Consider the following 21,727-nt stretch of genomic DNA (forward strand, 5'->3'; position numbering starts at 1 on the left):
TTCAGGAACTCTTTCAGCCTACAGGCCGTGTCGCCTCACCTCTTCGGTTAGGTGGTAATCTGGAATCAGCTCGCTTCCGTCCGCAGAGACGCGGACGTGCAGGATTATAAAGCTTTTCCAGGCAACAGGCACGACCCAGCAGTCTTCCGGCTCCCTGAACTCCGCCCCCTCAAGGACGTAAGCCTCTTTGAGGACCTCGTCTATCCTCTCGCGGGCCCCCTCAGTGCAGGGCTCCGCGTGGGGCGGTGCGCCCTTCGGGCTGGGATTGCCTGTTCGCGGGTCGTAGTGAACCCTGTCTATCGCGAAGTCGAGGTAGAGAACCGGAACGTCCACGTGGTCGGTGTGAACTATCGGTTCTCCCGCCCTGAAGAAGGGTAAGGCCTGCCTGACGAGCTCTATTGCTTTTTCAGCGTCTTCTGGCTTAAGGATTCGGCTCTTCCTTTCGGGTGTTCGCCTTATCGGGGGAAACGGCGCGCTCACCTTTCACCACCTCCGGAAAGCGCGACGACGAGGGTGAAGGCCATGACGAGGAGAATCTCGTAGGTTTCTAAGAGGGCCGTTGAGGGCCACCTGAAAAATGCCCCAATAACCGCGAGGGCAAAGAGAACGAGCGAGGCAATCCTGACGTTTTTCTCCGAGCCGAGGCCGTAAATCAAAGCTCCCATGAAGAACTGGACGAAGAAGTACGTCGAGACGAAGACGTGGGGCCTCGTTCCCTCGTGGAATATCCCTATTAGAGCCAAGAAGATGGCCGAGACGCTTATGTAGGCCCCGCCAACGGTCTGGGCTTTGTTGACTGCCGTTAAGATTAGATAGACCGCAAAGGCCAGCACGAAGAACGATGTAACCACCAGGCCGGCGTTGTAAATCCAGGGCGAGTTTGCCTTGGCCCCTCCGAGGTCGCTCAGCGCGTTCCTCCAGAATGAGAACCAGGGGTTTCGGCTTATGCTCCAGGCAACGAAGAGCCAGTAGACAAGACCGCCCGCAAAACCGCTCCACGCGAGTTTTTTTGAGATCATTTTAATCCCCTAATTCCTTTGAGCTTGTGCGTAAAAACCTTTTATGTTAATTGAGGACTTCAGTTGGTGATGGCATGGAGTTCTTCGAGGTTCTCAGGAAGAGGAGGAGCATCCGGAGGTTTCAGGACAGGCCCGTTCCGAGGGAGCTTGTGAACAAGTTGCTCGAATCCGCGTTCCTCGCCCCAAGCTCCTACAACAAAAGACCCTGGCACTTCATCGTGGTGGATGATAGGGAGAAGCTCAAGGCCCTCTCAAAGGCAAAGCTCGGGGCCTCGGGCTTGGCAACGGCGCCTATTGCGATAGTGGTTACCGCAGATGAAACGAAGAGCGACGTCTGGATAGAGGACTCGAGCATAGTTGCCGAGCACATACAGCTCTCAGCCTTCGCCCTCGGCCTTGGTGCGTTCTGGGTGCAGATAAGGAACAGGATGCACAACGAGAGGAAGAGCGCGGAGGAGTACGTGCGAGAAGTCCTCGGCATTCCCGAAAACTACAGGGTCCTCTGCATAATAGGCGTTGGCTATCCGGCCGAGAAAAAGCCCCCGCACGGTGAGGAGGTCTTCGAGTGGGAGAAGGTGAGCTACAACACCTTTGGCAGGCCGTGGAAGAAACGATGAAGCCACATTCATTGAAATTTTCTCCAGAAAATCGTTTTTAAGCCTCCCCGGGTACTCCCGTGGGTGGCTGTGGTGAGGAAGGCTGTACTGCTTGGCCTGCTGTTGGTGTTCGCGACCGGCCTCGTGAGCGCGGGGACGGTAAAATACGGTAACCTTACCTTCCACACCGTCACCAATGAAAAGGACTTGCAAGCACTCATCTCCCAGAACGACGGCCGTTACTTCTTCCTGTTCTACAACTCGGAGAGCTGTCCCGCCTGTAATTATATGAAAACGAGTGTGTTCTCAACTCCGACGGCAGAGGAGGCCCTAAAAAGTATGGTTCTCGTCTCGATTGACGTTTACAGGGCCCGCTCTATAACAACGCTCAAATATCGGGTTTACGACCCCGTCATCGTCATACAGCCCGACAACGCCGGTTACTATCAACCAAAATCTCCGGGAGAGGAAATCAGTGTTGGAGTCCCGGGAACACCGACGATGGTTATATTCAGGGCCGTCAACGGCACTATGGTGCTCAGGGGAGTGGCCGTCGGCGCCCTCAGTCCAGAAGGACTGGCGTTCTTCGTTGACAGGGCCCTCGGAAACGAAACCATCCAGGGCGCCAACGAAAACTCGGAGAAGGGCCAGCAAACCGGTCAGACGTCCGGGACAAATGAAACAAACCTTAGCCTCGCCGTCCTACTGCCAATATTCTCGGCTGGAATCTTGAGCGTCTTCTCGCCCTGTGTGTTGCCGGTCGTGGTTGGAACCCTCTCCCTGACCTTCGCAAGGAGGAAAGTTGAGGCCATAATAGCGGGAATGGTGGCTTCCTTCGCCCTGCTCGGTGCACTCGTGGGGAGTCTCGGCGAGTACGCCTCCCAGATACAGGGGGCGCTGTACCTAATCGGCGGTGTCGGTTTCATGGTCATAGGCGCGGGATTCGTGAGCGAGAGGGTAAGCTCGAAGCTTGAAAGGTTTCTGAGCTTCTCACCCACCGACAGGGTGACGGGGAAGAGGGGTGTACTCTATGACTTCGCCCTGGGCTCGGCGTTGGGGGCCACCTGGCTCGGCTGTATAGCACCGTACGTCGGCTTCGCGGTGATAACGGCCACCCTAAGCGGGGACACGCTGAGCGGGGTTATTGTAATGGGCACATACGGCCTTGGGATGGGCCTCACTGTCTACCTGCTGACGGCATCGAAGGACCTCGGCGAGTGGGTTAACAGGAAGTTCCTCTCAGGGAGGCTATCCCTGGGCGGAAAGGGCAAGGCAAGGTGGGAACAGGCCCTCGGTGTGATTCTAATCCTGCTTGGCCTGCTGATGCTGACCGAACTCACACCGCTCAAGCTCTGGAGTTCCCTCTTCGAGTGGCTCTCTGGACTCTAAGAGCCCTTTTGGAATTTCCTCAAATTTCCAATGAGAAACTCAATGAAAAAAGAATCAGTGGAGGGAGGAACTTAGCACTGCCTCGCTCAGCTTCTTCACGGCCTCAACGTAACCCTGCCAGTCCATCGCCTGAACGGAAGCTGGGTGGAAGAATCTGTCGATTATCACCGGGGCAAAAATGCCGAACGCAACCACGAGGATTCCGAGGACCAAGTTAATCACTACGAAGAGCGGAACCTCGTGCCTCTCCGGTTCTTCATGTCCTCCGTGCTCATGGTGGTGTCCCTCGACCGGCTTTCCGCGCCAGAGGGTTATGAAGAGCTGGAAGTAGGCCCAAGCCGCTATCGCGCTCGTGATTATCACGACGGAGGCCACGAGCGGGCTCACCTGGAGGAGGGCGTTGAAAATCAGCATCTTGCTGAAGAATACGTTGAGCGGGGGAACGCCGACGAGGCTGAGCGTCGCCAGGCCGAAGAGGAACGTCGTTACCGGCATCTCCCTGCCGACTCCGGCAAGGTCTTCGACCTTCACCGCTCCCCTGCGGTAGATGAAGGCTCCAACCGTAAAGAACAGGAGTGTCTTCGCTATCGCGTGGTTGACGATGTGGAAGTCGATTGCCATCAGCGCGAGCTGGGTTCCGACGCCGAGGGTCATGAAGAGGTAGCCCATGTGGAGTATCGTGGAATAGGCAATCAGCCTCTTGACGTTCTTCTGGACGAGCATCATAATCGAGCCGAGGAATGCCGTTGCAGTTCCGAGGACGAGGAAGACGAGCGAGAGGGTCTTCCAGAAGGGAAGCCCGTGGAAGAGCGTGTAGGTGTAGCGCGCGAGCAGGTAGATTCCGACGACCTCAACGAAACTGCTGAGTATCGCTCCAACGGGAATCGGCGCGCCTGAATAAGCGCTCGGAAGCCAGTAGTGGCCGGGGAAGATTGCGCTCTTGACTACCACCATCGCAAGGGTCAGCGCGAAGAAGATGGCCAAAGCGAGCGTTGGGTCGCCAAAGAGCTTTGTAGTTACCGGGAATGAAACCCCGTGGAACTTGGCGCTCAGGTCGGCCATGTTGAGGGTTCCGAAAGATGCGTAGATGAAGCCGAGGGCAAGGAAGTAAAGGCTCGTCGCCACTGCACCGCTTATTCCGTACTTGAAGGCCCCTTCAACGGCCTCGCTCCTGTTGCGGTAGAAACCGACTATCGCGTAGGCGCTCGCGCCGATGACCTCGAGCATGACGAAGGTGTTGAATGCATCACCCGTCATGAAGGCTCCAAGCGTCCCTGCCTCAAGTCCGAGGAGGAAGGTGTAGTAGAACTCGAGGCCGTGCGTTCTTATGAATTTGGCCGAGTATATTCCCGCAAGGAGGAAGCCGAAAGTCGCCGTTAAAACGAGCGTCGCCGAGAGCTTGTCCACTTCGAAAACTATTCCTATCGGAGCTATCCAGTTGCCGAAGGCGTAGACGAGGGGTTCATTGCTCGAATAGGCCCTATTGAACAGCCAGATTCCAGCGAGGAACGTAACGGTGAGGGCGATGAGCGAGTAAGCTATCACAATCGCCCGTCTCCTGCCGGTCATGAAGGCCACGAAGGGCAGGAAGAAGGCGAAGCCGAGCGGAATTACCGGAACGAGTCCGACCTGCATGCTATCACCTCAGTCGAAGATTTTCCTCGCGTAGTCCTCGAAATAAGCGACGATGTTTTCTTTCACTTCCTTCTCGTCGAGCGTGGAAACGTCAATCCAGTGGACGTAGAGCCACTTTCCGTCGTCGCTTATGTCCACCACAACCGTTCCGGGTGTGTTTGTTATCGAGTTTGCAACGAGGACCTTTCCGTAGTCGCTCTCAACGTCGAGGGGAATTCGCACTATGCCGGGGTTGGCCTTGAGCGTGAAGACCCTCTTTGCCACATCAATGTGCGTCTTGGTTTCCTCGATGAAGAAGTAGCGGAGGGCGTAGACGATGGCGTAGAACCACCTCCTCGGCGAGAAGAACTTGAGCTCGTTTTCCACCAGCCAGTGACCGACGATGAAGGAAACTATGAGAGCGACTATCGAGCCCGTTATTATGTCGTACTCCGTGGCCGAGCCCGTGTAGAACAGGTACGTTGCCAGCACTATGAAGAACGTCGCCGGTGAAAATCTAACGTTCACTCGCCCTCACCCCCCATTATCTCGGCCATGTCTCTGGCGTCAACCGTCCCGTGGAGGCGGTAGAACTGTATCGCATATGTCGCGAGAAGTATGTTCATGGCCATTCCGATGACTATGGCCGTGAGCACGAGCGCCTGCGGAACCGGGTCAACGGCCCTGCTCAGGAACTCCTCAAAGGTTATGTGCTTCTCGTAAATCGGCGGGAAGACAGGGAAGACGAGGCGGTAGCCGATTAGGATGAAGAGCATGTTTATCGCGTCGCCCATGACGTTGAGCATGATGATTTTCTTAATCAGGTTGGAGCGCGTCGCTACGCCGTAGATTCCAAGGAGTATCATGCCGAAGAGCGTCAGCGTGATGTAGGCGAGGAGGAAGCTAATCATTGACCTCCCCCCTGAGGACGGTCTTGAATATCCACTCAGAGACGCCGAGCACGAGGAACACCGTCAGGAAGCCGAAGGTTACCGCAGTGTATTCGCCGACGTCGAGGTTGAAGAGGCCCGTCTCGCCGGGCAGGAGGTTTATCTCAAGGACTTTGCCACCGTAGAGGAAAACCGGAGCCAAGACAGTGGCGAGGATTAAAGCTAAGCCGAGGGCATAAGCTGAAATCGTGTGCCTCAGGTTGAGGCCCTTTCTCTCAAGGGTGAACTTCGAGAAGACCGCGAAGAGCAGGAGGGAAGCAACTGCCATCGCCGAACCGCCCTGGAAGCCACCGCCCGGCGTCAGGTGGCCGTGGAGCGCTATCGAGGCGGAGATAGCGATTATCATTACCACGACGAGCTTCGTGGTTGCGCGGGTTATGAGGTCCATCTGCCTGTGCGGTTCCTTCGCCTCGAGTTCCCTTACAATCTTCTCCTGCTCGTCGGTGAGCCTGAGCACGCTGAAGGCCCCCATTATCGCGAGGAAGAAGACGAAGGTCTCGAAGAGCGTATCGAAACCACGGTAGTTCCAGACTATGGCCGTAACGACTTCAGGGCTGTGGCTCGTGAGGCCCTCATGGGCGAAGGCGTGGCCCAGGTAGAACTCGCCGAGGGGTCTTAGCTCTGCCCCGCCGAGACCGAGGACGTTGGCGTAGACTAAGGCGTAGGCAATGAACGCGAAGGCCCCAAGGAAGGAAACCGCGACGATTACGTCCCTCTTCATTCTCCCACCTCGTAGCGCTCCGTTTTGCTTATGGCGAGGATTACGAGGGCTGTATAGGCTCCAACCGCTATGGCGAGGTAGGCCAAAACTATGTCCGGAGCCGCGAGTATGTAGAAGCCGAGGGCGAAGAACGTTGACTGGACGGAGCTCAAAGCAAGGGCCTTGAGCAGGTCGTGCTCCTTCATGGCCAGGTAGCTGAAGGCGAAGCCGAAGGAAACGACTATCGCGAGGATTATCAGGTGAATCTCAATCATCTCGCCAGCCTCCTGAAGGTGAACTTGGGTTCTTCCTCCTCTCCGGGCAACTCCTCGTGCTCGCGGACGAGCTCCGCAACGTCCTCTCTCGTTGGTAAGTCCTCCTCGAGCTGGTCAACTACCAAAGGAGGCTTCTTTCCGACCCTTCCGAAGTAAACCGCTGAGACGAGGGAGTGGGTTCCTGTGGGCGCTATGAGGAGGATTAAGACGCCGACGGTGAAGGCTATTCCGGCCATGAAGAACCTTTGGGCGCCGAGCGGGTAATAGACGAGCGCCACCAGACCTGCACCGAAGACCGGTAATGCGGCGCCTCCAACCGTCCCAACGGTCGCGGCGTGGGTTCTCATATAGAAGTCTTTGAACCTGAGCAGGCCTATCGCCGCTATGAGGTCGTAAATCGCCCCAAGGAGTATCGCGACCGACCCGATGATGAAAATGACGTCCTCGATAATCATACCTCCACCTCCCCGTAGAGGACGTACTTGGTGTAGTAGATGTCCAGCATGAAGGCCCACAGGGCAAGGATTATCGCACCGCTCGCGAGCATGATTGACTTGAAGTAGATTCCTAATATTACCATAAACGCCGCCATGTCGAAGGACAGGCAGTCGACGGCGAGGATTATGTCGGCCGTCGTCGGGCCCTTAATCGCGCGGATTCCATAGAGGACGAACGCGAATGTGTAGATGACGGCCGCGAAGTAGAGGACCTCGTTGAAAACGACCTCAACGTTCATGCAAACACCCCCAGGAGGACTATAAGGACGGCCATCGCAATTGCAAAGCCACTTATGAGCGCGTTCATGTCGAGGTTCTTTGATTTGCCCCAGCGCGCGAGCCTTTCAACGGCCCTTATGAGTGGCATGAACATCGCCTCGTCAAGGTGCCTCACAGGGTAGTCGAGCGCGTCGTCGTAGTCCCTGATGAGCGGGAGCTCATGCTTCGGAACGACCTTTATGATTGGGAGAATCCTGTTGAGGTAAAAGCTCTTGCCCAGAGAGAGGAAGTAGTCGGCCGTGAAGCGCAGTATGTCGCCCATGTTGTAGAAGATTAAAAGGAGCTCGCTGATGCGCTCCGTTGGCATCTTACCGATTCTCCAGCCGATGACCGCCATAGCCACGAGCGTGACGAGTGCAATGAGCGAACCGGGACTTCCCAGGAAGAGCTGTGACGGAGTCTCTGGCAGGGGGTAGCCGAGTTCTTCGAGTGACCCCGTCAGCCAGGGGAGCAGGATGAACGGGAATACCGCCACGAGGAAGCTCGCGAGCGAGACTATTCCCGTGACAGTTCTTATCGCGAAGGGAACCTCCTCCCTCTCAACTTCCCTCTTGCAGATTAGCCTGTTTATCCTCCTGACCTGGATTATCGAGGCCAGAGGGAATATTCCGAGGAACGCTATCGTGACGACCATCAGCCAGAGGAGGACGTTGGTCGTGCCCATTGAAGCCGTGTAGATGAGCCACTTGCTCACGAAGGCTGAGAGGGGCGGAATTCCGGCCATCGAAAAGACGGAGAGCGACATCAGGAGTGCGATGACGTGCCCCTTGAGGAGCTTTCTCATCGAGCATATGTTCGGCTCCTCGCCGTAGTGCTCTATCGCGCCGAGGCCGAAGAAGAGGGAGCTCTTGTAGAGCACCTGATACAGGACGTGGAGCAACGCTCCGAGGAGTGCAACCGTTCCGAGGAATGTCCCCTGGAGCACGAGGGAGCTTCCGAGGGCAAAGTAAGCTATCCCAACGTCCATGACGCTGTGGTAGGCGAACTTGCGCTTGAGCCGGATTTCCTTGAAGGAGTAGAGCGTCGCAAAGGCCGTAACCGTGCCGATAAAGGCCACAGCGTAACCGAGCGCCTCTCCAGACGGGAGGACGAAGTGGGCAACCCTGAGGAGCAGGTAAACCCCAAGGGCCTCGCCGAGGAGGAAAACCGGCACGAATGGACTCGGAAGCGAGCGGTAAACCCTCGGAACCCAGACGTGGAATGGGAACGCCCCGCTCCTGACGAGGGAAGCTGAAAGGAAGAGGACGAGGAGAAACGCAGGACTGACCGCGAGGTTTTCAAGGTTCTCACGGAGGCCGTGGAAAGTCAGGTGGTGCAGGTTCCCGACGGCACCGTAAGCCAAGCCGGTCGCTATGAGGAGGGGGATTATGCCAAAGACCTGCGTGAGGACGAGGTAGCGCCAGGTGGCCTTTCTTGAGCCCCTCGTCTCAGATGCCAACACCATCACTGCCGTAAAGACCGCGAAGAGCTCGTAAAAGAGCGTGAGCCTCTCGATGTTGTTCGTTGACAGAAAGACCACCGCTGAGAGGAGTGCCATGTTGGTGGCCATCGCCAGGAACCTCTCGTCCCCCTTCACCTCATAGGAGAGCAGGTAGAGCGAGAGCGTGAACGTGATGAAGGCAGTTACGAGCAGGAAGAGGGCCGAAAGGGAATCTATCCTGATGGTCGTGGGAAGGAAGGGGATTATCTCACCTGAGAGACCGTTCAAGCCTTCAACGGCGCTCGCGAATAGGAAGACGGAAGAGACAAGGGTAACGTAGTAGGCCCGCTTTCCTGAGGCGAGGCCAACGAGTGAAGCTATGAATAGCAGTCCGAGGGCCAGCTCCAGGACGTAGAGGCTCATGGTATCACCCCGTAGAAGGTTATCTCCTCGACAAGCGGGTAGGCGAGGTAAGCCGAGACCAGCGTCAGGACGATGAGAATCAAGAGCGACGCGGTTATTATCGGGTGGGTGCTGACCTTTTCGACGTTGGGCCTGCCGAAGACGTTCTTGGTAATCCACTTGAGACCGACCCAGAGGAAGACGGCCGAATCGGTTAGGACCATTATAATCGGGAGCCAGGCCAGGGCGGAAACCTTGACGAGGCTCAGGTTGGTTATCAGCTCGGCCTTGCTGAATGCTATGCCCATCGGGGGAAGACCCGCCAGTCCGAGGAGCGCCACCGTCCACGCGAGGCCGTTCACGGGCAGGATTTCCCTTAGACCGCTTATCCGCCTCAGGTCGAGGGTCCCGAGGGAGTACGTGAAGGTTCCGGCGGTGAGAAAGGCCAGGCCCTTGACGAAGGCGTGGGTCGTGAGCTGGAACATCGCGGCTTTGAGGCCGATGTCAAAGCCAGGTGCCTTGCCCGTGAGGCCGAGGACGGCGTAAGTCAATCCGGAGAACATTATTCCGGCCTCGGCAACCGTTGAGTAAGCGAGCAGTCTCTTGGCATCTTTCTGAACCGGATAGTTGAGTATCGGGATGAGGAGCGTGAGGGAGACCATGACGGCCATGAAGTAGAAGACCCAGACCGGGAGGGGTCCGATGAACTGGATAACCCTCGCGACGAGGTAAACGCCCATCTCGACCATCGCCGCACCGTGAAGGAAGGCGCTCGCGGGAGTTGGGGCTTCCATCGCGTCCGGAATCCACGAGTAGGTCGGGAACTGGGCGCTCTTGGTGTAGCCCGCTATGAGCAGGGCCAGGAACAACCAGGGCTTTACCTCGGGGGAAACCTTCGAGAGCGAGAACAGACTGAGGTCGTGGAGCTGGGTGAGGCCGATGTAGATGGCCGTGTAGAAGCCTATCATCGCCCCAACGTTCGGGATTATGAAGGCCTTGAAGCCAGCCCTCCTCGCCTCCTTCGTGTTGTAATAGCTCACGACGCCCCAACAGGCAAGCCCCATCAGCTCGAAGAAGATTAACAGGCTGAGGAACGTGGAGGAGTAGATGAATCCGAGGGTGGCGCCTTCAAAGAGCGTCATCCAGGCGTAGAAGAGTCCCCTGCCCTTTCCTCCCGGGTGCCCGACGTTTCTCTCGCTCATGTACTCGACGCCGTAGAACATGAATATGAATCCCGCAACGGCAACGACCGTACCTATCAAAACGCTCATGGGGTCGATTATAAGGCCGTAAACCTCGCCGAACTGGGCGCTCTGGAGGTAGGTAATGTGAATCAGCTCCTCGTGGCCGAGGAGGTAGAGAACGGCAACGCCGAGCTGGGCAATCATCGCCGATACGAAAGATGCGAGCATTATCGCGTCCGCTTTCCTCTCGTCGAGCCTGAAGAGGATTAGTCCACCGATGAGCGGGACTGTGAAGGTTAACGTTGCGAGAAGGCCTATCATAGTTCCCCCTCCACGCTGGCCAAAATCCATTAGGTTTGTCTAACGAACCTTTTTAAAGTTTTTCGTTCTTTCCCGAAAGACATTTAGTCAAATGCCCATTTTCGTGAAATCCGATAGGCTAAGGGACGACGGCGTTGACCCTCCGAAAGACTCCCTCGAAATAGTCCGAGACGAGGCTTACGACATCACCTCCATCGAAGGGCAAGTTCCTGACGAGCCCAAGCGCCTCGTTTACGTAGCCCTTCGCCCTCTTAAGGGACTCCTCGAAGACGCCGGCCTTGGTCATCTTCTCAAAGAGCTCGAGCAGGTCCTCCTCCCTTGGGTTTTTGAGGATTCTCTCGACGAAGGAGGAGCCGTAGCGCTCCGTGTAGAGGATTAGCGGGAGGGTTGTTTTTCCGTTGAGCAGGTCCTTGAAGCGGTCCTTTCCTGTTCCCGGGAAGTAGTCGAGCACGTCGTCGACTATCTGAAACGCCCTTCCCACGAGCGTTCCAGCTTTATCGAGCTCCTCCCAGTAGGGCTTTCCGAGGTAATAGGCGGGAAGCGCGAAGGAAGCGCCGAAGAGCCGTCCGGTTTTTCCGTCTATTATCCTGTAGTAGGTCTCGATGTCGAGGTGAACGCTCCCGCGCACGGCCTCCTGTAAAAGCTCCGCCTTGACCATGTCCTCGACGACCTTCGCGACGTAGTCAACCATCTCAACATTTTTGCCGGCTATAATCCTCAGCGCGCGGACGAAGAGAAAGTCACCGCTAAGGACGGCAAGTTCCGGCCCCCAGCGCATGACTACGGTGGGGTTGTTCCTTCGCTTCTCGGCCAAATCAATGACGTCGTCGTGAACCAGACTCGCGGTGTGGATTAGCTCTATCGCGGAGGCGAGGTCAAGGGCATCGCTTTCGTCGAGTCCAAGGCCCTCTGCAACTGCTAGGGTTATCCTCGGCCTTATCCTCTTTCCACCGCTCCGGATTATGTACTCCCCGATTTTCTTCGCGAGCTCAACGCTCCCCTCAAGTGCTTCAATGAGCCTCTCGTCCAGCGATTCCATCGATGACACCCCCGAGTCTGAGCCCTGCCACTATTCCCAGAAGGACGAGCAACAGCGAAAGGCCAAGATGCGAAAGCGACTCCATCACGAGCGCGAGGCCCTCAATCAGGGCAAAGAGAAGGAGGAACCTAACGTTGCGGAGCTTTGAATACGTCCCGGCCGAAAGCGCGTGGAAAGCGGTGAAGGCCAGCGCGAAGAGGAAGGCCCAGTAGGTCGGGCCCGTGAAGGAAACCGGCAGTTGCATTATGAAGTTCGTCGCCACGAAGGTACCGATGGAAAGGAGGACGTACTGGCCGATTCCAAGGCCGAGACCGAGTGAAAGGCCGTCCCTGTTCCGGGAGAAGTAGAACTTAATTGCCTCGACCGTCAGCGCGGTTGTACAGGCCGTGAACAGGGCGCGCGCAACCGTTGAATACGCTACGATGAGGGAGATTATCCCGTAGAAGGGGATTATAACCGACAGGCCGAGCGCAATTCCAGCACCGAGGACGAGGTCCGGAATCGAGGGCTTCCTGATGAAGTAAAACGCCCCCAGAACGAGCAGGGAGCCGAGAATCATGGCGACCATTCCCGCTGGATTGGGCTTTGCCCTCACCCCAAGGCCGATTCCAACGAGCTCGCCGTTCTCATACGTCAGGGCGACAGGAAAGGTCCCCTTCTCGGCTTTAACTTCGTATTCCAGCTTTACCATGTCCCCTTCACGACTCTCGTTGACGAGGCTGAAGGACAGCAACTTTCCGTAGTTGGTAATGGTGAACTCCCTCAGCTGGGCGAACTCCCTTTCCCCGAGTTCCTTCTTGAGCCTCTCGCTCATGTATGGCTCTATTAGGGAGTAGTTGCCGGTGTTCATGGCCTTTATGAAGTTCCCCATGAAGGCGTTTCCCTTTTCGGTGAACTCGTCGGCCGTAACCGGGGCACTGAGGAGTAGAAGCAGGGTTAAAGTTAAAGCGAGGGGCAGTGCCTTTCTCATCTTCATCCCTCACACCGCTGGGGCAAGGGCCCTAATGAGCTTTTTGGCCAGTCCCTCGATGCCGGGAATCCTGTAGGTCTCTCCCCTCAGCATCTTCCAGGCCCCGAAGAGGGCGTAGACGTACCAGAGGGCCAAGACGTAGAGCGACCAGCCGAACTCGGGGTAGCCGGGGTACATGTGCCAGGCTCCCATAAAGGCAATCCAGAAGAAAAACCCCACCACGCTGGAGTAAGCCGCGTGGGTCTTCGTTAGCTCGTCAGTATCTTTCATGAGGAGCAGGGGAATCCCCCCGACAAAGCCGAAGACATAGGCTATGAAAGCGTCGCTAAGCCTTCCCATCTTCCCACCTCCTAAGCTCCTGGGCTATCGCCGAGATGAGGTAATCGTGCCTGTGGTCAAGTTTAGCCCGGTAAAACCTCAGTCCGAGCTTTTCAGCAAATTCCCGGTATTCAACGTCGAGCTCGTAAAGCGTCTCGACGTTCTCAACGAGGAAGCTGAGCGGGTAAACCAGAACCTCCTCGACACCCTCCTCCCTGAGCCTTTCCAGGACCTCCGGAACCTCCGGCCCGAGCCAGTCGCCTTTTCCGAATTTGCTCTGGAAGGCCATCTCCCACTCGAGGTCAAATGCTTTCATAACCCGTTTTGCCAGCTCGGTGTGGCTCCTCAGGTAGGGGTCACCTCTCTCAATGACCTTCCTCGGCAGGCTGTGGACGCTTAGAATCACGTATGGGTTCTCAAAACCGCTCTCAGCTAAGCCCTTCTCGATGTTGTGCCTGACCCAGGCGATGAACCTCTCGTTGTTCCACCACTCCCTGATGTAGGGCCTATCGCTGAAGAGCTCCCTGACCTTGAGCAGACACCTCTCGGTTGTCGAGCTGGAGTAAACATGGTAGAGCGGAAATACGAGGTCGAAGCCGTCGCTCAGCTCCTCGAGGAGGGGTTTAGAATAGCACATGCCGAGGGTTATCTCGTGACCGGTTCTCTCGCTCACCAGCCCTGCAATCTCGCGCATGTAATCCACGAGCGGGCTTTTCCCGCCCATAACCGCGTAGTGGCCCCTAACTGCCCGGGCGCGGGCCTTGGCTATGCCTCGGATTATCGCCTTTGCCCCGGGCACGTCGAGGCCTATATCCTTCCTCACGTCGTAGAGAAAGCGGAATATGAAGTCCTCAACTTCATCGGGCGTCGTCGGCGCTCCCATGTAGGTGAAGAGAACCCTCAAGGTTTCACCTCCAAAAGAAAATGAAAGGGTCACTTCTCGTTTAAAACCGCGCCGAGGTTCTTCGCGAGGGTCAGGAGGAATCCGAGTCCCTTCTGGACGTCCTCGTCGCGGAGGTAGCCAATCGCTCCCGTCATTCCGACCTTCGGAACCTCCTTGGGGTTGGTCTCTGCGAGGGCCTTGAGCAGGGCCCTAACAAGCTCCTCGGTGTTCCAGCTGAGCTTTCTGACGTCCTCAACCTCGAGCTCCCTGACCGGTTCGAGGGCGGAATTTCCTATCGCGGTGAGTCTTAGGACGGCCTTCTCCTCGGCTATGGTTTCAAGCAACTTATCCCCGTTCTCGGTCATGGCCTTGAGTATTCCGAGGGTTCCGCTCTTCTTCAAAGCCACGGCAACCTCTATCAGTTCCTTAACGGCGGAAATCTCTTCGGGGGTGAAATTGAGCTCGCCCATCTTCCTCACCTCACAGCCTCAAACTGTCGAGCCAGCCCCTGTAGAAGGAGTCCTTCATCATCCTGACCAGCGGGCTCTTGAAGAGTAGGTAGCACTCGCGCCTGTACTTGCTTCCGGTCCACTCGTATTCACAGTTGCCGATGAAACCGGTGTTGTAGCCGTGGCCGACGCACATCGTCGGGGCGTACTCCGCGACCGGGAACCCGCCGTGTATCTGGTGGAGTATGCTCGTCGCGGAAACTATCGAGGCGTTGTGGAGCGGAACGCCGGCCGTCAAAAGGCCGAGTGGTGGCATGCTCGCTTCGCTGACGACGTAGACCTCATCGTAGCCTGGGTAGCGGAAGTCCGGCCCCTTAACCTTGGCCCAGCGCGGGTCCTTCTCGTCGGCCATAAAGGCCATGACGTCGGGAATCGCTATGGGTGGCACTTTGATTAAGAGGTCGTACTCAACCTCGGCGTTTTTGGTGATGACTTTGTTCGGCGTTATCTCAACGTGCCCTTCGTTCCTTATGAAGTTCACCCTGGCCTTCTCCATCTCCCTCCTGAAGAACCTGACGAGGTCCGGGCCGAGGCCGATGGCCGGCTCCTTGTCCGGGTGAACGACGGTAATCTCGACGTCGTCAATTCCGCGGTGCTCGAAGTACATCCTGAGGTTGAGGCCCATCTCGTAGGGGTATATGCCACAGCGATGTGGCGCTTCCGGGGTGTAGATGACTATCTTCTTCCCTTTGAACTCGTAGAGGGCCTTCCTCAGCTCAAGGGCTCCTTCAAGGGTGAAGTTGTGATAGCCGTACTCGGCAAGGCCTTTGTACTTGTCCCAGACGTACTTGACGCCCAGGCCAAGGACGAGGTAGTCGTAGTCGTAAACCTTTCCGTCCTCGGTTTTCACCTGCCTGTTGTCGAGGTCAATCTCGGTAACCCTATCGATGTCAACCTTGAAACCGTAGACCTTCTCGGCGTTCTTTATCGGTGCCCAGGTCTCGTGACCCTCGGCGGAACCGAGCGCGACCTCCATGAAGAGTGGTGGCATGTAGTGTCTCTCACTTGCAGTCACCATCGTCACGTCAACGTCGAGCTTGAGTCTGTCCGCTTCCGCCTTCAGGTAGCGCGCCGCCACGAGTCCGGCGGTACCCCCTCCAAGGACCAGAACCTTCGCCATGCGTGCACCTCCAGGTCTTCTACCAATGGGAGTGAGGTTTTGGGGTATATAACCCTTTTGATTATCGCACCTATTAGGTTCGGAAAAAGATTCGTCCGAAAGAGATATAAGACCCAAGTTCTGAATTCGAAAGGAGGTGGTGTCATGGCAGTACAGGCGGAGACTGGTAAGGAGGTCCTTGCCGGATTGGTGGCAATAGTGCTCGCGTTTGTCTTTGTACTGATTGCGTTCTTGATGCACAACGTTGTCTGGGTAGTGCCAGGTATGGTCTTTGGAATAGCCTACATGATTTGGGTTTTCCACCGGCACGGCATGCCATCGGTCAACAGTCCGAAAGCAAAAGTTTAATTCTTTCTTTTATGTTCTCGCTTAAAGGAAAACATTACTTTAATTAGATGCTCCGAAAACATTATAAGTTTGTTTCCCGGTAAGTTCAGTTTGAAGGATGAACTAAGGGGTGGTTCGCTATGGACCCGGTACTGCTGTCGAGAATACAGTTCGCCCTGACCGCGGGTTACCACTGGATTTTCGTGCCCGCGAGCATAGGAATGGCCTTCATGGTCTTCCTGCTCTGGACCATGGCGGCTATAACCAACGAGGAGCAGTGGCACAAGGCGGCGAAGTTCTTCACCAAGTGGCTGGGAGTGTTCTTCGTCCTCGGCGTCCCAACGGGAATCGTCATGGAGTTCGAGTTCGGTGCAAACTGGGCCAACTACTCGGTTTTCGTCGGCTCAATCTTCGGTCCTCCACTGATGCTTGAGGGTCTCTTTGCCTTCGCCCTCGAGTCGACGTTCCTCGGCGTGCTTCTCTTCGGTATGGACAGGCTCCCAAGGGCCATAACCTGGATTTCATCGTTCTTCGTGTTCATCGGTTCGAGCCTTTCTGGACTCTGGATTCTCATCGCCAACAGCTGGCAACAGACACCGACAGCCTACATCATCAAGGACACACCCCTCGGCCCGAGGGCTGAGCTGACCGACTTCATGAAGGCCGTCTTCAACCCGCTCCTGGTTAGCCAGTACACCCACACCATAAACTCCGCAATCCTCACCGGTGCCTACATAGTCGTCGCGGTCAGCGCCTACTACCTGCTCAAGAAGAGGCACGTCCAGGTCGCGAGGAGCGCACTCGCCCTCGGCATAGTAGTTCTCGCGATAAGCTCGGTAATCCAGCTCTATCCGACCGGCCACGAGGAAGGCATGGTCATAGCCAAGTACCAGCCGACGAAGCTTGCCGCCGACGAGGGCCTCTTCCACACCGAGAAGGGTGCGCCGATGGTGGTCTTCGGAATCGTTGACGAGAAGAACCAGCAGGTCAAGTACGCCATCGAGATTCCCAAACTGCTGAGCTGGCTTGCCTTCGGTGACTGGAACGCGCAGGTGCTCGGCCTCCACGACGCGGCAAGGTACGTCTGGTACGAACAGGTTCTCAACAACCCCAACTACGAGAACGAACAGGTCAAGAAGCAGGTCATAGACAGCCTCATGCAGGCCTACGGTATAAACCCCAACGACCCCCAGGCCAACGAGAAGATGGTCAAGGTCCTTGAGGACGCCCTGCCGGTGGCCTTCATGTTCTACGCCTACCGCGTCATGGTCGGCCTTGGAACGCTCTTCATAGCCATCGGCGGTCTCGGAGTGCTCCTCCTCCTGCTCGGCAAGCTCTACGACGCTCGCTGGTTCCTCAAGGTGCTCGTCGTTACCGTTCCGCTTCCGTGGCTCGCGGGCGAGGCCGGCTGGTTCACCCACGAGGTCGGAAGACAGCCGTGGATGGTCTGGGGAATGGTCACCGACAAGACCGGTGCCTCCGCCAACGTTTCAGCAACAAGCGTGCTGATTACGCTGATAGCGTTCGTCGTCGTGTACAGCATACTGTTCTACATCTGGCTCCACTTCGTCAGGAAGCTCATCAGGGAGGGTCCCGAGCCGGTTGAGGGTGACGTCACCGCGAAGCCGGTCCCCGCCGTTAGCACCGCGGGAGGTGGTCAGTGATGGACTACGCGACTGCCTGGTTTTACTTTTCCGCCTTCCTCCTCGGAATGTACCTGGCGTTTGACGGCTTCGACCTTGGAATAGGAACGCTCCTCGCGTTCATTAAGAACCAGAGGGACAGGGACGTCCTCGTTAACACCATCGCGCCGGTCTGGGATGGCAACGAGGTCTGGTTCATCACCTGGGGTGCCGGTCTGTTCGCGATGTGGCCAGCGCTCTACGCGACGCTCTTCAGCACGTTCTACCTCGCGGTCTGGTTGCTCGCGTTCCTGTTCATATTCAGAGCTGTCGGCTTCGAGTTCAGGAACAAGAACAAGGACCTCTGGGATAAGCTCTTCGCCCTCGTCAGCGCGTTAATCCCGCTCGTCATCGGCGTCATAGTCGGCAACCTCGTCATGGGAATCCCCATCGACGCCAAGGGCTTCCACGGCTCACTGCTGACGCTCTTCAGGCCGTACCCGCTCATAGTCGGCCTCTTCGTGCTCTTCGCCGTGACCTGGCACGGGGCCAACTGGGGCGCCTACAAGACCACCGGAAAGCTCCAGGAGACCATGAGGAAGTACGCCTTCACATTCTGGGTGCTTACAGTGGTCTTCCTGCTCCTGACGGTAATCGGCATGAAAATCTGGGCCCCGCTGAGGTTCGAGAGGCTCATGACCCCGCTCGGCCTCTTCCTGACGGTCGTAATCCTCGTCGCGGGACTGCTCGACGGCTACCTCATCAAGAAGGGCGTCGACAAGCTGGCATTCTACATCAGCTGGCTGGCCTTCCCGCTGGTCGTCGGCCTAATCTACTACACGATGTACCCGTACTGGGTCATCTCGACCACCGACCCGAACTTCAAGCTCAGCATACACGACCTCGCGGCGTCGCCACTGACGCTCCAGGCGGTCCTTGGAGTCTCAGTAATCCTGGCAGTAATCATCATGACCTACACCCTCTACGTCTACAAGATGTTCGGCGGGAAGGTCACCGAGGCGGAGGGCTACTATTAGTTCCTTTTCCTTCTTTCGATATTCGAACTTTTTTAGGGAAAAGTTTATAATTCGTTACAGCAAAGTTCTTTTTGGAAACTAAAGACGGTGGTCGAAATGCACAGAGGCAAATCTACCGGCTGGCCCTACGACAGGAAGCCGGTCCTCGTCTTCTGGGAGACGACGAAAGCCTGCCAGCTCAAGTGCAAGCACTGTCGCGCTGAAGCGATACTCCAGGCACTGCCGGGCGAGCTGAGCACCGAGGAAGGAAAGGCCCTCATCAATTCCCTCACCGACTTCGGAAGGCCCTACCCGATACTCATCCTCACCGGTGGCGACCCGCTCATGAGGAAGGACATCTTCGAGCTCATCGAGTACGCCGTTGAGAAGGGCATTCGCGTTGGTCTCGCCCCCGCTGTAACACCGCTCCTGACAGAGGAAACAATCGAGAGAATCGCAAAGAGCGGGGTTAAAGCAGTGAGCATAAGCCTCGACAGCCCGTTTTCAGATGTCCACGACGCAATCAGAGGCATAGAGGGGACGTGGGAGAAAACCGTCTGGGCCATCAAGGAGTTCCTAAAACATGGCCTAAGCGTTCAGGTGAACACGGTTGTGATGCGCGAGACCGTTGAGGGACTGCCCGAGATGGTGAAGCTCCTCAAAGACCTTGGCGTCGAAATCTGGGAGGTCTTCTACCTCGTTCCGACCGGGAGGGGCAACTTCGAGAGCGACCTAAGGCCGGAGGAATGGGAAGACGTCACGCACTTCCTCTATGAAGCCTCGAAGCACCTCCTCGTGAGGACCACCGAGGGTCCGATGTTCAGGCGAGTGGCTATAATGAGGAAAGCGCTGGAGGAGAAGGGACTCGACCCCGACGAGGTTCTCAAGCCCGGGGAACTCTACTTTAGGCTGAAGAAACGGCTCGTTGAGCTTCTCGGCGAAGGGAACGAGGCGAGGGCACAGACGATGGGAACACGCGACGGGAAGGGAATCGTTTTCATCGCCTACAACGGCAACGTCTACCCGAGCGGTTTCCTGCCCTTCAGCGTCGGCAACGTCCGCGATAAAAGTTTGGTTGAGATTTACAGGGAGAGTGAACTTATGAAAAAGCTCCGCTCGGCCGAGTTCGAGGGGCGCTGTGGGAAGTGCGAGTTCAGGGAAATCTGCGGGGGAAGCAGGGCGAGGGCCTACGCATATCACCTGAACCCTCTCGCCGAAGACCCGGCCTGCCCGTACGAGCCGGGCTCATACATCAGGCTCGCCGGCGAACTCGGGCTGAACCTTCCAATCGGAACATTCGGAGGGCAAAAGCCTATTTGAGGTGATGGAAATGAGATGGAGCGGTCTAATCCTGTCGGTCGTTCTTCTCCTCGCGGTCGTTTCGGCCGGTTGCGTGGGCAACTCAACCGAAACCTCAAGCAAAGCAATGAACGAGGTAACCGTGAAGGACTTCTCGGGAAGGAACGTCACGGTTAAAGTTCCGGTTCAGCGGGCGGTCGTTCTCTCGACTTCCGCCCTCGAGATAATCCAGCTCCTCAACGCGAGCGAGCAGGTCGTTGGTATTCCAAGGGAGGCCCAGTACGACGCTTTACTGAGTGAAAGCCTGAAGAACAAGACCGTCGTCGGCGCGAGGCTCAAGATTGACGACTGGGAGAAGGTTTTAGCCCTAAAGCCCGACCTAATAATTGACCTCGACCTGAAGAAGTTCTACAACGTTGATGAATTACTCAACCGCTCCGCCAGCTACGGAATTCCGGTCGTCCTGCTGAGGGAGGACAAACTTGAGGACATACCCAGGGCCGTTTCGCTCCTCGGCCAGCTCTTCGGAAAGGAGAAAGAGGCCAAGGCCTTCGACGACTACTTCAACGAGCAGGTGAAGGAGGTTAGGGCCATAGCCTCAAAGATTCCAGCGGAGAAGAGGAAGAAAGTGGTAATGATACAGCCGATAATGGGCAAGCTCTACCTCGTCAACGGCAACGACGTCCTTGCTCAGGCCGTCAGGCTCGTTGGGGCGGACTACCTCGTGAACCTGACCTTCAACGGCTACACACCGGTTAGGGTCCCGATGGACAGGGAGAAGATAATCGCGAGCTACCGCGATGCAGACGTCGTAATCCTCCTCACGAGCGCCGTAACCCCGTACGACCAGGTCGAGAAGCTCCGGAAGGAGATGCTCAGCGACGAGGCCTGGAGGGGCATTAAGGCCGTCAGAGATGGCAACGTCGTAATCCTCAGGGCGGACATGGGCAAGGACTCCTTCCTCCGCTGGAGTCCACGCTTAGCAGTGGGAATCTGGGTCATCGGCAGGGCAATCTACCCGGACTACTACCCCGACTGGAACGAAAAAGCTAAGGAATTCCTGAAGAGGTTTTACGGCCTCTCCTGATTTTCCTTTTGGGGTGGGACGATGATAGCGGTCTTTCCAGCGAGTCTCGCGGAAATCCTCAAGCTCGTCGGGAAAGCCGGGGAGATAGCCGGGGTGAACGAGGAAATCAGGCTCGACCCCTGCCTGCCGGAGCTGAAGGATAAGCCGGTCATCGGAAAGTACCTCAAGCGGAGCAAGAGGACCTACTGGGACGTTCTGGAGAAGCTTAAGCCGGACCTTATCCTCGACTTCAAGGTTGAGAACCTGCACTCCGGGGACGAGCTGAGGGCCTTTGGGGAGCGTATAGGGGCAAGGGTCGAGCTGGTTGACTTCGAGACCGTTGAAGGCCTCGTCGAGGAGAGCAGGAGGATAGCCGAACTAACGAGGGGCGACTTTTCAAAGCTCGGCGGGTTCTATGAGAAGCACCTAACGAGGCTGGGCGAGATAACTGAGGGCATCGAAGAGAGGCCCAAAGTCCTGCTCACCTACCGGAACTTCAACGTCGTAACGAGGACCAACGTTCTGAGCGACGCGGTTAGAAAAGCCGGGGCGATAAACCTCGGCGAAAGGATACGGACAAAGCGGAAGGTCTATCCGGTAAAGAAGGAGCGCTTCTTCAGGGCCTTCGGCGATGCGGAGCACCTCTTCCTGCTCACGAGCATAATGACGGACAGGGAGAAGATGGAGGAGATAAGGGACGAAATCCTTGACTCGGCCGAGTGGAGGGCAATCGAAGCAGTTCAGCTTGGAAACGTGAACATAGTCGGCTCGGCCCTCGACCTTGAGAGCTTCATGCGCTGGAGTCCCCGCATAATTCCGGGAATCTACCAGCTCGGAAGGTTTATACACGGAAGGGCCTTTCCGAAGTGGGAAAATGTCGCAAAGGAACTCTACTCGCTCTGCGGTGTTTGA

The 21,727-nt window shown here is 56.7% G+C and carries 25 protein-coding genes; 8 read left to right on the forward strand and 17 right to left on the reverse strand.

Annotation, left to right across the window (positions count from 1 at the left end; all coding sequences use genetic code 11):
* Positions 1-18: 18 nt before the first annotated feature.
* Complete coding sequence (locus tag E3E28_RS09385) at positions 19-480, reverse strand: hypothetical protein (protein ID WP_167914864.1); 462 nt, start codon at positions 478-480, stop codon at positions 19-21.
* On the reverse strand, positions 477-1,019 hold the full coding sequence (locus E3E28_RS09390) for a DUF998 domain-containing protein (RefSeq protein WP_167914865.1): 543 nt from the start codon (positions 1,017-1,019) through the stop codon (positions 477-479). The genes E3E28_RS09385 and E3E28_RS09390 overlap by 4 nt, the downstream gene beginning before the upstream one ends.
* 74 nt (positions 1,020-1,093) lie before the next feature.
* On the opposite strand from E3E28_RS09390, the gene E3E28_RS09395 reads away from it, so the two are divergent.
* Positions 1,094-1,636 carry a nitroreductase family protein gene (locus tag E3E28_RS09395; RefSeq protein WP_167914866.1) on the forward strand — a complete coding sequence of 181 codons (543 nt, stop codon included), beginning with the start codon at positions 1,094-1,096 and terminating at the stop codon, positions 1,634-1,636.
* Positions 1,637-1,699: 63 nt separating this feature from the next.
* Entirely contained in the window at positions 1,700-3,004 is a 1,305-nt protein-coding gene (locus E3E28_RS09400; protein ID WP_342764492.1) for a cytochrome c biogenesis protein CcdA, read from the forward strand.
* A gap of 54 nt (positions 3,005-3,058) precedes the next feature.
* Here E3E28_RS09400 and E3E28_RS09405 read toward each other — a convergent pair whose 3' ends face one another.
* The 15 genes from E3E28_RS09405 to E3E28_RS09475 all read right to left on the reverse strand — a co-directional run bounded on the left by E3E28_RS09405 (position 3,059) and on the right by E3E28_RS09475 (position 15,485).
* Positions 3,059-4,639, reverse strand: a complete 1,581-nt coding sequence (locus tag E3E28_RS09405) for a proton-conducting transporter membrane subunit (RefSeq protein WP_167914867.1) — start codon at positions 4,637-4,639, stop codon at positions 3,059-3,061.
* 9 nt (positions 4,640-4,648) lie between these two features.
* Positions 4,649-5,146 carry a Na+/H+ antiporter subunit E gene (locus tag E3E28_RS09410; RefSeq protein ID WP_167914868.1) on the reverse strand — a complete coding sequence of 166 codons (498 nt, stop codon included), beginning with the start codon at positions 5,144-5,146 and terminating at the stop codon, positions 4,649-4,651.
* Positions 5,143-5,529 (reverse strand): sodium:proton antiporter, encoded by a 387-nt coding sequence (locus tag E3E28_RS09415; RefSeq protein ID WP_167914869.1) that lies wholly within the window; start codon positions 5,527-5,529, stop codon positions 5,143-5,145. The genes E3E28_RS09410 and E3E28_RS09415 overlap by 4 nt, the downstream gene beginning before the upstream one ends.
* Positions 5,522-6,289 (reverse strand): Na(+)/H(+) antiporter subunit B, encoded by a 768-nt coding sequence (locus tag E3E28_RS09420; RefSeq protein ID WP_167914870.1) that lies wholly within the window; start codon positions 6,287-6,289, stop codon positions 5,522-5,524. The genes E3E28_RS09415 and E3E28_RS09420 overlap by 8 nt, the downstream gene beginning before the upstream one ends.
* Positions 6,286-6,543, reverse strand: coding sequence for a hydrogenase subunit MbhD domain-containing protein (locus E3E28_RS09425; RefSeq protein WP_042689942.1), 258 nt, complete (start codon positions 6,541-6,543; stop codon positions 6,286-6,288). The genes E3E28_RS09420 and E3E28_RS09425 overlap by 4 nt, the downstream gene beginning before the upstream one ends.
* Complete coding sequence (gene mnhG / locus E3E28_RS09430; protein ID WP_167914871.1) at positions 6,540-6,998, reverse strand: monovalent cation/H(+) antiporter subunit G; 459 nt, start codon at positions 6,996-6,998, stop codon at positions 6,540-6,542. Before mnhG ends, E3E28_RS09425 begins: the two co-directional genes overlap by 4 nt.
* Positions 6,995-7,279, reverse strand: a complete 285-nt coding sequence (locus E3E28_RS09435; protein ID WP_167914872.1) for a monovalent cation/H+ antiporter complex subunit F — start codon at positions 7,277-7,279, stop codon at positions 6,995-6,997. The genes mnhG and E3E28_RS09435 overlap by 4 nt, the downstream gene beginning before the upstream one ends.
* Positions 7,276-9,162, reverse strand: a complete 1,887-nt coding sequence (locus tag E3E28_RS09440; RefSeq protein WP_167914873.1) for a complex I subunit 5 family protein — start codon at positions 9,160-9,162, stop codon at positions 7,276-7,278. The genes E3E28_RS09435 and E3E28_RS09440 overlap by 4 nt, the downstream gene beginning before the upstream one ends.
* Positions 9,159-10,646: a hydrogenase 4 subunit D gene (locus E3E28_RS09445; RefSeq protein WP_167914874.1), complete on the reverse strand. Its 1,488-nt coding sequence runs from the start codon at positions 10,644-10,646 to the stop codon at positions 9,159-9,161. Before E3E28_RS09445 ends, E3E28_RS09440 begins: the two co-directional genes overlap by 4 nt.
* Positions 10,647-10,764: 118 nt before the next feature.
* Positions 10,765-11,685 (reverse strand): polyprenyl synthetase family protein, encoded by a 921-nt coding sequence (locus tag E3E28_RS09450; RefSeq protein ID WP_167914875.1) that lies wholly within the window; start codon positions 11,683-11,685, stop codon positions 10,765-10,767.
* Positions 11,657-12,661 carry a DUF3887 domain-containing protein gene (locus tag E3E28_RS09455; protein ID WP_167914876.1) on the reverse strand — a complete coding sequence of 335 codons (1,005 nt, stop codon included), beginning with the start codon at positions 12,659-12,661 and terminating at the stop codon, positions 11,657-11,659. Before E3E28_RS09455 ends, E3E28_RS09450 begins: the two co-directional genes overlap by 29 nt.
* A 3-nt stretch (positions 12,662-12,664) precedes the next feature.
* Entirely contained in the window at positions 12,665-12,994 is a 330-nt protein-coding gene (locus E3E28_RS09460; RefSeq protein ID WP_099211004.1) for a hypothetical protein, read from the reverse strand.
* Positions 12,981-13,877: a ferrochelatase gene (hemH, locus tag E3E28_RS09465; protein ID WP_167914877.1), complete on the reverse strand. Its 897-nt coding sequence runs from the start codon at positions 13,875-13,877 to the stop codon at positions 12,981-12,983. Before hemH ends, E3E28_RS09460 begins: the two co-directional genes overlap by 14 nt.
* Before the next feature lie 29 nt (positions 13,878-13,906).
* Positions 13,907-14,326: a DUF1641 domain-containing protein gene (locus E3E28_RS09470; RefSeq protein ID WP_167914878.1), complete on the reverse strand. Its 420-nt coding sequence runs from the start codon at positions 14,324-14,326 to the stop codon at positions 13,907-13,909.
* Between the two features lie 10 nt (positions 14,327-14,336).
* Positions 14,337-15,485, reverse strand: coding sequence for an NAD(P)/FAD-dependent oxidoreductase (locus tag E3E28_RS09475; RefSeq protein ID WP_167914879.1), 1,149 nt, complete (start codon positions 15,483-15,485; stop codon positions 14,337-14,339).
* Between the two features lie 144 nt (positions 15,486-15,629).
* Between E3E28_RS09475 and E3E28_RS09480 the strand changes: the two genes are divergently transcribed.
* The 6 genes from E3E28_RS09480 (at position 15,630) to E3E28_RS09505 (ending at position 21,727) form a co-directional block, all read left to right on the forward strand.
* Positions 15,630-15,833 (forward strand): hypothetical protein, encoded by a 204-nt coding sequence (locus E3E28_RS09480; RefSeq protein ID WP_099211012.1) that lies wholly within the window; start codon positions 15,630-15,632, stop codon positions 15,831-15,833.
* Positions 15,834-15,952: 119 nt separating this feature from the next.
* Positions 15,953-17,476, forward strand: coding sequence for a cytochrome ubiquinol oxidase subunit I (locus tag E3E28_RS09485; protein WP_167914880.1), 1,524 nt, complete (start codon positions 15,953-15,955; stop codon positions 17,474-17,476).
* Positions 17,476-18,471, forward strand: a complete 996-nt coding sequence (gene cydB, locus E3E28_RS09490; protein ID WP_099211017.1) for a cytochrome d ubiquinol oxidase subunit II — start codon at positions 17,476-17,478, stop codon at positions 18,469-18,471. Before E3E28_RS09485 ends, cydB begins: the two co-directional genes overlap by 1 nt.
* Positions 18,472-18,567: 96 nt before the next feature.
* Positions 18,568-19,770 carry a TIGR04053 family radical SAM/SPASM domain-containing protein gene (locus tag E3E28_RS09495; protein ID WP_167915399.1) on the forward strand — a complete coding sequence of 401 codons (1,203 nt, stop codon included), beginning with the start codon at positions 18,568-18,570 and terminating at the stop codon, positions 19,768-19,770.
* A 4-nt stretch (positions 19,771-19,774) separates the two neighbouring features.
* The gene (locus E3E28_RS09500) at positions 19,775-20,836 is read left to right on the forward strand and encodes an ABC transporter substrate-binding protein (RefSeq protein ID WP_167914881.1); all 1,062 of its coding nucleotides are present in this window, start codon (positions 19,775-19,777) and stop codon (positions 20,834-20,836) included.
* Between the two features lie 21 nt (positions 20,837-20,857).
* Positions 20,858-21,727 carry an ABC transporter substrate-binding protein gene (locus E3E28_RS09505; RefSeq protein ID WP_167914882.1) on the forward strand — a complete coding sequence of 290 codons (870 nt, stop codon included), beginning with the start codon at positions 20,858-20,860 and terminating at the stop codon, positions 21,725-21,727.

It is taken from the genome of Thermococcus sp. 21S9 (assembly GCF_012027635.1).
In the GTDB taxonomy this organism is placed as follows: domain Archaea; phylum Methanobacteriota_B; class Thermococci; order Thermococcales; family Thermococcaceae; genus Thermococcus.

What these genes read in the sequence shown, in the direction of transcription:
- E3E28_RS09450 (WP_167914875.1), bottom strand. Translation starts at nt 11,685, where the DNA reads ATGGAATCGCTGGACGAGAGGCTCATTGAAGCACTTGAGGGGAGCGTT.
- E3E28_RS09500 (WP_167914881.1), top strand. Translation starts at nt 19,775, where the DNA reads ATGGAAATGAGATGGAGCGGTCTAATCCTGTCGGTCGTTCTTCTCCTC.
- E3E28_RS09435 (WP_167914872.1), bottom strand. Translation starts at nt 7,279, where the DNA reads ATGAACGTTGAGGTCGTTTTCAACGAGGTCCTCTACTTCGCGGCCGTC.
- E3E28_RS09485 (WP_167914880.1), top strand. Translation starts at nt 15,953, where the DNA reads ATGGACCCGGTACTGCTGTCGAGAATACAGTTCGCCCTGACCGCGGGT.
- cydB (WP_099211017.1), top strand. Translation starts at nt 17,476, where the DNA reads ATGGACTACGCGACTGCCTGGTTTTACTTTTCCGCCTTCCTCCTCGGA.
- E3E28_RS09460 (WP_099211004.1), bottom strand. Translation starts at nt 12,994, where the DNA reads ATGGGAAGGCTTAGCGACGCTTTCATAGCCTATGTCTTCGGCTTTGTC.
- E3E28_RS09475 (WP_167914879.1), bottom strand. Translation starts at nt 15,485, where the DNA reads ATGGCGAAGGTTCTGGTCCTTGGAGGGGGTACCGCCGGACTCGTGGCG.
- E3E28_RS09470 (WP_167914878.1), bottom strand. Translation starts at nt 14,326, where the DNA reads ATGGGCGAGCTCAATTTCACCCCCGAAGAGATTTCCGCCGTTAAGGAA.
- E3E28_RS09405 (WP_167914867.1), bottom strand. Translation starts at nt 4,639, where the DNA reads ATGCAGGTCGGACTCGTTCCGGTAATTCCGCTCGGCTTCGCCTTCTTC.
- E3E28_RS09440 (WP_167914873.1), bottom strand. Translation starts at nt 9,162, where the DNA reads ATGAGCCTCTACGTCCTGGAGCTGGCCCTCGGACTGCTATTCATAGCT.
- E3E28_RS09495 (WP_167915399.1), top strand. Translation starts at nt 18,568, where the DNA reads ATGCACAGAGGCAAATCTACCGGCTGGCCCTACGACAGGAAGCCGGTC.
- E3E28_RS09480 (WP_099211012.1), top strand. Translation starts at nt 15,630, where the DNA reads ATGGCAGTACAGGCGGAGACTGGTAAGGAGGTCCTTGCCGGATTGGTG.
- E3E28_RS09425 (WP_042689942.1), bottom strand. Translation starts at nt 6,543, where the DNA reads ATGATTGAGATTCACCTGATAATCCTCGCGATAGTCGTTTCCTTCGGC.
- mnhG (WP_167914871.1), bottom strand. Translation starts at nt 6,998, where the DNA reads ATGATTATCGAGGACGTCATTTTCATCATCGGGTCGGTCGCGATACTC.
- E3E28_RS09445 (WP_167914874.1), bottom strand. Translation starts at nt 10,646, where the DNA reads ATGATAGGCCTTCTCGCAACGTTAACCTTCACAGTCCCGCTCATCGGT.
- E3E28_RS09395 (WP_167914866.1), top strand. Translation starts at nt 1,094, where the DNA reads ATGGAGTTCTTCGAGGTTCTCAGGAAGAGGAGGAGCATCCGGAGGTTT.
- E3E28_RS09390 (WP_167914865.1), bottom strand. Translation starts at nt 1,019, where the DNA reads ATGATCTCAAAAAAACTCGCGTGGAGCGGTTTTGCGGGCGGTCTTGTC.
- E3E28_RS09505 (WP_167914882.1), top strand. Translation starts at nt 20,858, where the DNA reads ATGATAGCGGTCTTTCCAGCGAGTCTCGCGGAAATCCTCAAGCTCGTC.
- E3E28_RS09415 (WP_167914869.1), bottom strand. Translation starts at nt 5,529, where the DNA reads ATGATTAGCTTCCTCCTCGCCTACATCACGCTGACGCTCTTCGGCATG.
- E3E28_RS09420 (WP_167914870.1), bottom strand. Translation starts at nt 6,289, where the DNA reads ATGAAGAGGGACGTAATCGTCGCGGTTTCCTTCCTTGGGGCCTTCGCG.
- E3E28_RS09455 (WP_167914876.1), bottom strand. Translation starts at nt 12,661, where the DNA reads ATGAAGATGAGAAAGGCACTGCCCCTCGCTTTAACTTTAACCCTGCTT.